Consider the following 10,165-nt stretch of genomic DNA (forward strand, 5'->3'; position numbering starts at 1 on the left):
TCTGCACAAGTTCTGCCCGACCTTGTTGGCACGGCCGCAGGGTGCTGCGCTGAGGCCGGCGGCACGGCGAACCCGCGTTCCGTTCAGCCGAGTCCGACGTCCGACAAGCCCCGACGGCCCGCAAGCATGCGTCCCGTCGGACTCGACGCGCCCTCCGTCGGAGCCGACCCGCCGCGCCAGGCCCACGGCTAGTCTGGAGCGCAGGGCGGGCGCTACTTTTCCGCCCCGATGTGTCCGAGGCGCCGTGGCCGGACACCGCAACTTCGACGAGCCGTTCGCGAGTGTCCACCCGCACGACGTCGCCGAGGCCGAGATCGAGGACGCCGGCGCGACAACGTCGACGCAGTGGCTGGCTGGCTCACCGGCTACGACACCGCCGGGCTTGAGCAGGCTCTGACTTCCGAAATTGACCTCGAGATGTCTTCGCGCAGGCGCCGGCGATGACGTCGCACGCCCCCGAGATCACCGGCCTCCTGCAGCGTGCGCAGGCCTTGCCGCGCTACTAGCGCTCGCCGACGGCCTGCTCACAGCTGCCGCACTACAAGCCCGGGAAACAGCGAGCGTGAAGTATTAGGAGAATCGTCGAGGTCTTCGCTGGACTGGCATGCATGTTCGGCGTCGATTCTCGACCTGACACTTCACTCGCCGCCCCTGCGAGTGAGCTCGGACCGCACCCGCCGCATTCACCAAGAGCCAACCTATGAGGCCTCCCTGACACCCTCCACAAGTTTACAGAGATCATTCAAGGCTTCCAAGAGGGCGTCATGGCCACCGGTTGGCGTGACCACATACTCCTTTGCCTGCACGTTGAAGGCGCTCCCAAGCGACTGCAACTCACTGACGCTTCGCCCTTGCGGGACGAGCGCGTAGTGCTGCGAGCGTGCGCGCGCCATAAAGGCGGCGTCTTCTAAAAGCAAGTCCACATCCGGGTCTCCGCTGAAGCCCATGCCAATGAACAAGACCGTACGAGTCAACAGCAGGGCGCTAACGCCAGCAAAAAAACCCGCATACTGATGACGGCCATGCGCGTACTGTGACCTCGAGAGGATGATGCGGTCTGCGGCTTCGGCCGTACCATGCAACTTCAGCAGCAGGCGGCGCTCGGACCGTAGATTATCGATAAGACCATCATCATAGTAATTCAAGGTGACTAGTGGTGCAGGCTCCTCGCCCTCAGGGTCCGACTTGGATGCCAGTTGCTCCCAGAATCGCTCATAGATTTTATCATAATTGGTCGTCATGACAACCTGCTGGTCCAGGAGGCTAACCGCTTCATAAAGTCCGCTCGGCTGAATAAGCGGACTATTCAACATCTGATGGAGGCGTCGCTGGAGATCGTTGTGAGCGACGCGGTCGACGATGACCTGCGCCGCATCTAGCAACCGACCTCGGCCCAAGAGCTTTACAAAATCCGCCTTGGCTGAGGGCTCGAGGTCCTCAGCCAGAAGAGTAAGCAAGTCATGCCAGGAAGGCAGTGGAGAGCGAGTAGCGGGGACCTGGCAGGACATCGCCGCCCCAGCGCCAAGCATGATGACACCACGCCTGTCCGCCAACTCCCTCACCAGGTGCGGTGGCCACTCAACCATTGATGCAGTTTTGGTAGAGACGCTGGCCAACCTGGTTGATGATGCTCTCGTAGTTGCGCTGTTGACTATACTGCCCACCCGTCAAGCCATCTCTGTTAGTCAACTCAGATAGAGGCGAATTGGCGCTCTGCGCCAGGGGGACAAGGCTACGCAGATTCGGGATGTCACCTAGGTGCAGCCCGCTCGCGCGGACGTCGTCGCTAACATACTTCGCGAGGTGGTCCTCAACCTGGGAGGGAATCTGATTAATGATCTGATCATACGCCTGAGTTGCCCGACGTTCACCCCGGATGCTCACAGTCGAGTACTGCTGCACCGTGTAGCCACCAAATCCATCTGTGACGGACAAGTTCTCGGTCAACCCGTAGCGAGCCGCGGCGCCCGGATTATTTTTTTCGCACAACGCAACGCCCTGTTGATAGAGGCCTATCCAATGACTCATCCACTCGGCGATGTTGCGGAGAGCCACGACGCTGAAGATGTCCGCACCCATAGGCGTCACGAAGAAGTCCACGGCAGCCAGGACAGACCGGTTCAACGCCCCAAGAGATGGCCCAAGGTCAAAAAGCATCACGTCATAATGTTGAGACGCGCCCTCGAGTAGTTGCCGCAACCATAGTGTCTTTCGGAGACCAGCAACATCGCCGGACGTTGCGTCCTTGAACCAGGTGCCGAGCTGATCTTCGAAGACGGACATGCGCGGATGCCCTGGAAAGATGTCAACGTCGAACCGGTTCATGCCGCGAGGCGATGGCGCCGTCGAGGCCGCCGCACCCTCGCCCTCCTCTAGCGGCCGAACTGCATCATAAATGGTGGGCGACCCGTCCATTCCACCGTAAAGATCGTCACCGTCTGGCCAATAGAGCGCCTTGCACAGTTCAGGCGCGAGGAGTAATTGCGTTGAATTACACTGAGGGTCAAGGTCCATAAGTGCCACGCGCAGGCCCTGATGCTTGGCCAGATAGTGCGCGAGATTACATATCAACGTCGTTTTTCCGACTCCGCCCTTATTATTGAAGAACGCGATACTTTTCATGTGATCATCCCCTGTCTCAACAACATCCCGGAGTTAGGGGCTCTGGTCAGAGCCGCTGCCGTCTGCGAGTCTGCCATCTAGGCTGCGGTCGAGGCTGGTCCGCACCGCCTCAGGCTAGAACTGCGGCCGCCATCAGCTCATCGGCGGCGAGCACTTAGACCGCCCCGGCGATGAGCCCGAGCACCACGCTCGCCACTCCCCCCACCACCGCAGCCCGCGTCGCCCACGCGCGCGGCTCTGGGTACTCCCCGTCCACCTCCCCGCCCCGGAACACCGGCGCGAACCAGCGCAGGTAGTAGAAGAGGCTCGCGAGGGTGTTGACCACCAGCACGACCGCAAGCCATCCCGATCCGCCGTCCCACGCCGCCGTCGCAACGAGGAGCTTGCCGACGAACACCGACGTCGGCGGCGTCCCGAGCAGCCCGAGCAGGCTCACCAGCAGCGCCCCCGCCAGCAGCGGGTGCGAGCGCGCCAAGCCCCGGTAGTCGTCGATCGACACCCGCCTCGGCAGCGCGGCGACGACGGCGAAGGCCGCGAGGTTCGTCACCGCATACGCCGCGAGGAACAGCACCATCGCCGGCTCGGCCAGGTCGGTGCGTCCCGCCACCGCCGCCGGCAGCAGCGCGTACCCGACCTGGCTGACCGTCGACCAGCCCAGCAGCCGCCGCGGCGCCGTCTGCGCGAAGGCCGCCAGATTCCCCAGCGTCATGCTCGCCACGGCCAGCACCGCGACGACCAGCTGGGCGTCCACCGTCACCGGCAGCGCGTCGACCAGCCGGTAGATCGCGACGACGGCGCCGATCTTGGGCACCGTCGTGAGGAAGGCCGCCGCCGTCACGCCCGCGCCCTGGGCGGCGTCGGGCACCCAGAAGTGCCCCGGCACTCCCCCTGCCTTGAACATCAGCCCGACGATCACGGCCACCGCGCCCGCCGCCACGGCGCCGGCCGGCGCGGTCTCCAGCGCTACGGCTAGCCCCGCGTACCCGGCCTCGCCGCCGCTCACACCGAGCAGGACGACGACGCCTGTCAGCAGCACGATGCCGAACAGCGCGCCCATCAGGTACGTCTTCATCGCGCCCTCGGCGGCCGACGCGGTGCGCGCCTGCCCCACCAGCGCGTACAGCGGGATGCTCGCCAGCAGGAAGGCCACGACCATCACGAGCAGGTCGGCAGCGCCCGCCATGACGACGGCGCCCGTCGCCGAGAGCAGCAGCAGCGCGTACGTCTCGCTCTCCTGCCGGTGCCCCGCCAGCTCGTCGACGCCCAGGCCGATGACCAGCAGCGTCGCCGCGGCCACGATGAGCCGCACCGCGCCCGTCGTGCTGTCCACCGCGTAGGTGCCCTCGAAGACCAGACCCGCCGGCGACGTCAGCCCGACGACCGCGGCGGCGCTGGAGCCGAGCAGCGCCGCCACGGCCACCAGCCGCAGCACCCACTGCCGCTCGCGCGGGGTGTACGCGCCGCCGACGAGCGCCGCCAGCGCGCCGACGAGCAGCAGCACCTCGGGCAGGACGGCGACGACGTCGGAGCCCATGCCGCTCATCGCCACGCCGGCCTCAGCGCGCCACGAGCGCGGCGACGGTGCCCGCGGCCGGCTCGATGACGTCGAGCAGCGGGCGCGGCAGCACGCCCAGCAGCGTCGCGAGCACCAGCAGCGGCGCGACGGCGAGCAGCTCGGAGGCGCGCACATCGCGGAACGACGCCGTCAGCTCGCCCGGCTCGCCGGTCAGCAGCCGCTGCAGCGCCCGCAGGAACAGGGCCGCGGTGAGCAGGATGCCGACGAGCGCCACGGCCGTGACCGGCGCGATCGCGATCGACCCGGTGAACATCTGCAGCTCGGCGATGAAGCCGGAGAAGCCCGGCAGCCCCAGCGAGGCGAACGCGGCCACCGGCAGCAGCACCGCGAACCGCGGCGCCCGCCCGGCGAGCCCGCCGAAGCGACCCATCTCGTAGGTGCCGGCGCGCGCGTGCAGCACCCCGGCGAGCAGGAACAGCGCCCCGGTGATGAGGCCGTGGCTGACCATCTGCGTCACCGCGCCGGTGATGGCGAGCTGGCGCGCCTGCTCGTCGCTGCCGCCGACGAGGCCCGCGGCGCCGACCGCCATGACGATGTAGCCCATGTGGTTGACCGAGGTGTAGGCGACCATCCGCTTGAGGTCGGTCTGCGCCAGCGCGACGAGCGCGCCCCAGACCACCGAGACGATGCCGACGGCGAGGATCACCCACGCGAAGTCCCGCCACGCGTCGGGGAGCATCGGCATCGCGATGCGCACGAAGCCGTACGTGCCCATCTTCAGCAGCACGGCGGCGAGGACCGCCGAGCCCACGGCCGAGGCGTCGGTGTGCGCGGGCGGCAGCCACGTGTGGAAGGGGACGGTCGGCGTCTTGACCGCCAGGCCCACGAGCACCGTGGCGAGCACCAGCCCACCGGTGACGCCCGCGCCGACCAGCGGCGGGTTCGCGGCGAGCTCGACCATGTCGAAGGTGCCGGAGGCGACGTAGAGGCCGATGAAGCCCAGCAGCAGCGCCAGCGAGCCGAGGAACGTGTAGAGGAAGAACTGCAGCGCCGAGCGCTGCGCGCTGCCGTGCCCCCACCCGGCGATGGCGAAGTACATGCCGACGATCGACAGGTCGAAGAAGACGAAGAACACGATGAGGTCGGCGGCGGCGAACACCCCGAGGCACGCCGTCTGGAGGAAGAGGAACAGCGCCGCCTGGGTGCGCGGGCGCCGGTCCTCGCGCAGCGCGTAGATCGAGCACGCCGCGAAGACCACGACGGTCAGCGCCACGAGCGGCAGCGAGAGCCCGTCGAGGCCGACGTGGTAGCTCGTGCCTACCCCGGGGATCCACGGCACCTGCTCCTCGAAGGCGAGCCCGCTCTCCGTCGACGAGAGGGGCGCCGGCGTCTCGTAGCGCCACCACAGGACGGCGACGAGGGCGACCTCGACGAGGCTCACCACCACCCACGCCCACCGCGCCGCGGCATCGGGCAGCCCGCGGGCCGCAGCCAGCACGACCGCGGCGACCAGGGGGAGGAAGACCACCAGGCTGAGCACGCTCACCTCAGAGTCACGAGAAGGACGAGGCCGACGGCGCAGGCTGCGAGCACCCCGGCGGACTGGACGTAGTACGTGTGGAGCTGGCCGGTCTGGGGCTTGCGGGCCAGGTCGCCGAGGCGGCGCGCGCCGGCGGCGACGCCGTGGACGGCCCGGTCCACGCCGGTGTCGCCGCGGGTGAGCAGGTCCGCGGCGTCGTCGCTGCTGCGGGCCAGGCCGCGGACGCCGGCGTCGAGGCGGTCGTCCGCCGCGCCGACCGCCGACGACGTCGCGAGGACGCCCCCGGCGAGCGCCCCGACCCGGCGCCCGAGGGCGTCGTCGGCACGGGCCGCGCCCTCCGCGAGGCGCAGCGTGGCGCTGACGACGGCGCCCGAGGCCGTGCCGAGGCCCAGCCACGAGCGCGCCCACGCCGGCTCAGGCAGCCGGTCGCGGCGGACGAGGACGGCCACGACGACGAGCGCCACGACCGCGACGACCGCCGAGGTGAGGAGCTCGACGACGCTCGCCCCCGCCGGGGCCTCCCCCGCGACGACGCGCCCGAGCAGGTGCTCCACCGGCGGCAGGCCCAGCACCACGAGGCCGACGGCGAGGACGGCGAGGACGACGAGGGGCACCTGCGCCAGGGCCGGGACCTCGCGGGTGCCCTCCTGCTCGGTGTCCCACGGCGCCCCGGGGCGACCCGCGCGCACGACGACCACAAGGGCCTTCCCGGCGTAGGCCGCCGACAGCGCCACCGCGACGAGGCCCACGCCGTACAGGACGGGCGAGACCTCCTTCGTGACGGCGAGGACGGCGTCCTTGGTGGCCCACAGCGCCAGCGGCGGCACCCCCGCCAGCGCCAGCAGCCCCACCACGGCACTGATGCCGACGACGCGCCAGCGCCGCGCGACGCCGACCAGCGCCGGCAGCTGCTTGGTGCCGAGCGCCGCCAGCCACGCGCCGGCGGACAGGAAGAGCAGCGCCTTGACGGCGGCGTGCGCGAGCAGCTGCGCCGTCCCGCCCGTCACGGCGCCGACGCCCGCGGCGAGGACGACGAACCCGAGCTGCGCGGCCGTCGAGGCGGCGAGCAGCTGCTTGAGGTCCCGCTGGGCGAGCGCGACGACGCCCAGGGCCACCGCGGTGAGCGCCCCGACCCAGGCGGTCGCCGTCGCCGCCCACCCCGAGGCCGCGAGCAGCGGCTCGACGCGCAGCAGCAGGTACCCGCCCATGGCCACCATCGCCGCGGAGTGCAGCAGCGCGCTGACCGGGCTCGGGCCTTCCATCGCCCGCGACAGCCACCACGAGAACGGCAGCTGCGCAGCCTTGCCGAGCGCGGCGACAAGCAGACCCGCGGCGACGACGTCCTGCCAGCCGCCCGCGGCGTCGGGCAGGTCCGCCAACTCCATGCCCGCGCCGCCGGCGTACGCGGCCGCTACCGCGAGGTAGAGCCCGAGGTCGGCGGCGCGGGTGGTGAGGAACGCCGTCGTCCCGGCCGAGACGCGGTCGCTCTCGCGCCACCAGAAGCCGATGAGCGCGTAGGACGCGGCGCCCATCACCTCCCACGCGAGCAGGAGCGCGGGCAGCGTCGTCGCGGTCGCCGTCACGGACACCGAGGCCGCGAACAGCAGCATCAGGCCGGCGAAGCGGGCGGGCGCCTGGTGGACGTCGGCCGCGGAGAACACGAGGACGAGCAGCACCACGGCGGCCACGGACGGGACGACGACGGCCGACAGCCCGTCCACCGCGAGGCCCACCGGAGCGCCGAGCAGGAAGGGCACCTGCGCCGCGGGGCGCCCGGCCGCCGCGACGAGCGCGAGCACGAGCGCCGCGGCGGCCGTGGCGATCGCGACGGGGAACGCCGCGCGGTCGACGACGGCGCGCCCGCGGGGAGCGGACGTCGCCCCGGCGAGCACCAGCGCGATGCCGACCCCGGCGGGGAGCAGGACGAGAGACCACAGGGCGGCGGTCATCCGCGGAGGTCCCCGGCCATGTCGGTCATGTCCGCGCCGCTCGTGCGGTGCAGCAACGTCGCGACGGCGAAGCCCATGGCCATCTCGACCGTCATCGCCGCGAGCACGACGACGAGCAGCGCCTGCAGGCTCGGCGCGGGCGCGGTGAACCACCAGAAGGCCGCGGCAGCCAGGACGACGCCGTTGAGCATCAGCTCCAGGCCCATCATCACCATGACGACGACCTGCTGGGACAGCGCGCCGTAGAGCCCCACCGAGAACAGGGCCGCGGCGACGATCAGGACCGCCTCGAGCGTCATCGCGACCCGCCCTTCAGGTCGTCGCCGAGGCGCTCGTAGCGGCCGCGCGCCTGGGCGATGACGATCCCGGCGACGATCGTCGCGAGCATCACCTGGCTCACGACCATCATCACGAGCATGTGGTCGCCCATGAGCGCGTCGCCGAGGGCGTAGGTCGTTGCTTCTGATGAGGACGGCAGGGCCGACGTGGGCACCTCGGTGCGCGTCGGCCACGGCACGAGCAGGATCCCCACCGCGAGCAGCACGAAGCAGGTGACCGCCGCGATGACCGCCCGGCGTCCGCTGTGAACCATGCTCATCGGCATCAGCGCCGGGTTCATGCCCATGAACATGACCATGTAGACGCCCATGACGGCCATCTCCATGAGCATCATGAGGACGACGACGACGCCCACGTAGTCCAGGTGCAGCAGCACCACCGAGGCGCCCACCGCGACGAACGACGCCGCCAGCAGGTAGGTGGCGCGCGCCATCGAGTCGACCCGGAAGACCAGGGCGCCGGTGACGACGGCGACCACGCCGAGGGCCCCGAGGGCGATGTCGCGGGCGAGGTCCATCGATCAGCTCCTTCCCACGACGACGACGGCGACCACGAGCAGCTGCAGCAGCGCGGCGGGCAGCAGGACGGTCCACCCGAGGGCGAGGAACCGGTCGGGACGCACGTCCGGCAGCCGGCGGCGGACGACGACGAGCACGGCCAGCAGCGCCGCCGTCTTGACCAGCACCCACGCCCAGTCGGGCAGCAGCGGGCCGGACCCGCCGCCGAGGAACAGCGGCACGGCGAAGGCCGCGCCGGCGGCCAGTAGCGCGGAGCGCCCCGCGAGCAGCAGCAGCCGGTCCAGGCCCGAGGTCTCCCCCAGGACGCCGCCCGCGAGCGCGGGACCGGCGGCGGGTGAGAGCGGCCCGCGCACCGAGAAGGCCAGGACGCCGATGCAGTAGACGACGAAGGCGACGGGCATCCACACGACGAACGGCAGGCCCGAGCCGGACTCCGCCGACTGGGCCGCCGCGACGTCGCCGACGCGCAGGCTGCCGGCCGCGACCGCCGGCGCCGTGAGGGCGAACATCAGCGGCAGCTCGTACGCCATCGCCTGCGCGAGGAACCGGTACCCGCCCACCAGCGAGTGCATGGCGTTGGGCCCCCACCCGGCCAGCCACACGAGCACCCACACGAGGACGTCGACCGCGTTGAACCACACGACGCCCACCGAGGCGTCGGCCAGGGTCCAGCGCCCGAGCGGCACGACGGCGACCATGAGCAGCGCCGCGACGACGAACGAGCTCGTCGCGAGCCGCCACAGCAGCCGGTCGGCGGCGACGGTCGTGCGGCGGCGCTGGCGCATCAGGCGCGCGACCTCGGTGAGCGGGCGTCCCGCGCCGGTGCCCGCGGGGCGGCCCGCGGCCCGGGCGGCGAGCGCGCCGTCGAGGGACGAGCCGGCCAGCGCGAGCGCGCCCAGCAGCACCGCCGCGAGCAGCACCCACGGGGCGGCGACCTGGACCACCGCTGCCTCAGCCACGGGGCACCTCGTCGACCTCGGCGTCGGCGAGCGCGTCGGTGCGCAGGTCCAGCGCGGCGACGAGCAGCCGTGCCGTCACCAGCTCGACGCCGACGAGGAGCTCCGGCAGCGCGTCGAGCGCCGCGCGCGTGCGTCCGGCCGGGTCGTCGTCGCGCGCGTCGGGGTTGAGCAGGTGCAGCAGCAGCACCCGGACGACGTCGCGCTCGTCCGCGGGCGGCTCGAGACCGACGATCCGCAGGATCCCGGCCGAGGGATCACGCCGGACGTCGGACTCGACCGGCGCCGACGTGCGCAGCGACCACCGCAGCACCCGCGAGCGCTCCACCCGCCGCCGCAGCTCCTCCACCCCCGCACTTCGTCGACTCTCTGACGACCTGCGGCCCTCACAAGGGCGATCTGCCGACACAGTGCGGGAAAAGGGGCTCCCTCCACGGCGATGTGCCGACAGAGTGCTGGAGGGAAGCCCCGGGTCCTGGCGAGGTGTCGACACAGTGCGGGGGGCGGTCGCCTCGCTGCGGCCGTCATCGGGGTCACCACCGAGCGCGGCGTCGCGCAGGCGCACGGCCGCGGCGGCGAGGTCCGCGGCGCCGGCGAGGCGCAGCACCTGGGCTGCGGCGTCCAGACGTCGGGCCCCGTCCTCGAGGACGGCGGCGTCAGCGCGCCCGGCGGCGTCAGCGCGCCCGGCGGCGTCAGCGCGCCCGGCGGCGTCAGCGCGCCCGGCG

Annotated in this window: 10 protein-coding genes and 1 pseudogene; 2 read left to right on the plus strand and 9 right to left on the minus strand. The window is 71.2% G+C overall.

Translation table 11 applies throughout. The features are described 5' to 3' along the window. Nucleotides 1–228 precede the first annotated feature (228 nt). Complete coding sequence (locus Q0848_RS19090; RefSeq protein WP_366146646.1) at nucleotides 229–444, plus strand: DUF2200 family protein; 216 nt, start codon at nucleotides 229–231, stop codon at nucleotides 442–444. A gap of 254 nt (nucleotides 445–698) precedes the next feature. On the opposite strand, the gene Q0848_RS16320 is transcribed toward Q0848_RS19090, so the two are convergent. The 9 genes from Q0848_RS16320 to Q0848_RS16360 form a co-directional block, all read right to left on the minus strand. After that, nucleotides 699–1,241, minus strand: coding sequence for an SIR2 family protein (locus Q0848_RS16320; RefSeq protein ID WP_299039423.1), 543 nt, complete (start codon nucleotides 1,239–1,241; stop codon nucleotides 699–701). Between the two features lie 337 nt (nucleotides 1,242–1,578). Next, a complete protein-coding gene (locus tag Q0848_RS16325) occupies nucleotides 1,579–2,622 on the minus strand; it encodes a ParA family protein (RefSeq protein ID WP_299039425.1) in 1,044 nt (347 codons plus the stop codon). Between the two features lie 154 nt (nucleotides 2,623–2,776). Continuing rightward, nucleotides 2,777–4,165, minus strand: a complete 1,389-nt coding sequence (locus Q0848_RS16330) for an NADH-quinone oxidoreductase subunit N (RefSeq protein WP_299039443.1) — start codon at nucleotides 4,163–4,165, stop codon at nucleotides 2,777–2,779. Between the two features lie 13 nt (nucleotides 4,166–4,178). Then, nucleotides 4,179–5,678 carry an NADH-quinone oxidoreductase subunit M gene (locus Q0848_RS16335; RefSeq protein ID WP_366146650.1) on the minus strand — a complete coding sequence of 500 codons (1,500 nt, stop codon included), beginning with the start codon at nucleotides 5,676–5,678 and terminating at the stop codon, nucleotides 4,179–4,181. Nucleotides 5,679–5,680: 2 nt separating this feature from the next. Continuing rightward, nucleotides 5,681–7,627: an NADH-quinone oxidoreductase subunit L gene (locus Q0848_RS16340; RefSeq protein ID WP_299039430.1), complete on the minus strand. Its 1,947-nt coding sequence runs from the start codon at nucleotides 7,625–7,627 to the stop codon at nucleotides 5,681–5,683. Beyond that, nucleotides 7,624–7,926 carry an NADH-quinone oxidoreductase subunit K gene (locus Q0848_RS16345; RefSeq protein WP_299039432.1) on the minus strand — a complete coding sequence of 101 codons (303 nt, stop codon included), beginning with the start codon at nucleotides 7,924–7,926 and terminating at the stop codon, nucleotides 7,624–7,626. Before Q0848_RS16345 ends, Q0848_RS16340 begins: the two co-directional genes overlap by 4 nt. Then, the gene (locus Q0848_RS16350; protein ID WP_299039434.1) at nucleotides 7,923–8,483 is read right to left on the minus strand and encodes an NADH-quinone oxidoreductase subunit J; all 561 of its coding nucleotides are present in this window, start codon (nucleotides 8,481–8,483) and stop codon (nucleotides 7,923–7,925) included. Before Q0848_RS16350 ends, Q0848_RS16345 begins: the two co-directional genes overlap by 4 nt. A gap of 3 nt (nucleotides 8,484–8,486) precedes the next feature. Continuing rightward, entirely contained in the window at nucleotides 8,487–9,443 is a 957-nt protein-coding gene (locus Q0848_RS16355; RefSeq protein ID WP_299039436.1) for an NADH-quinone oxidoreductase subunit H, read from the minus strand. Next, the gene (locus Q0848_RS16360; protein WP_299039439.1) at nucleotides 9,436–9,768 is read right to left on the minus strand and encodes a hypothetical protein; all 333 of its coding nucleotides are present in this window, start codon (nucleotides 9,766–9,768) and stop codon (nucleotides 9,436–9,438) included. The genes Q0848_RS16355 and Q0848_RS16360 overlap by 8 nt, the downstream gene beginning before the upstream one ends. Before the next feature lie 111 nt (nucleotides 9,769–9,879). Here Q0848_RS16360 and Q0848_RS16365 point away from each other — a divergent pair. Then, nucleotides 9,880–10,165, plus strand: a pseudogene (locus Q0848_RS16365) (hypothetical protein); the annotation flags it as partial.

This window comes from uncultured Pseudokineococcus sp., assembly GCF_947495735.1.
Lineage (GTDB): Bacteria > Actinomycetota > Actinomycetes > Actinomycetales > Quadrisphaeraceae > Pseudokineococcus.

Bases quoted from the DNA above. Each gene is read 5' to 3' on its own strand.
- Q0848_RS19090 (WP_366146646.1), top strand. From the start codon at position 229: ATGTGTCCGAGGCGCCGTGGCCGGACACCGCAACTTCGACGAGCCGTT.
- Q0848_RS16320 (WP_299039423.1), bottom strand. From the start codon at position 1,241: ATGACGACCAATTATGATAAAATCTATGAGCGATTCTGGGAGCAACTG.
- Q0848_RS16325 (WP_299039425.1), bottom strand. From the start codon at position 2,622: ATGAAAAGTATCGCGTTCTTCAATAATAAGGGCGGAGTCGGAAAAACG.
- Q0848_RS16330 (WP_299039443.1), bottom strand. From the start codon at position 4,165: ATGAGCGGCATGGGCTCCGACGTCGTCGCCGTCCTGCCCGAGGTGCTG.
- Q0848_RS16340 (WP_299039430.1), bottom strand. From the start codon at position 7,627: ATGACCGCCGCCCTGTGGTCTCTCGTCCTGCTCCCCGCCGGGGTCGGC.
- Q0848_RS16345 (WP_299039432.1), bottom strand. From the start codon at position 7,926: ATGACGCTCGAGGCGGTCCTGATCGTCGCCGCGGCCCTGTTCTCGGTG.
- Q0848_RS16350 (WP_299039434.1), bottom strand. From the start codon at position 8,483: ATGGACCTCGCCCGCGACATCGCCCTCGGGGCCCTCGGCGTGGTCGCC.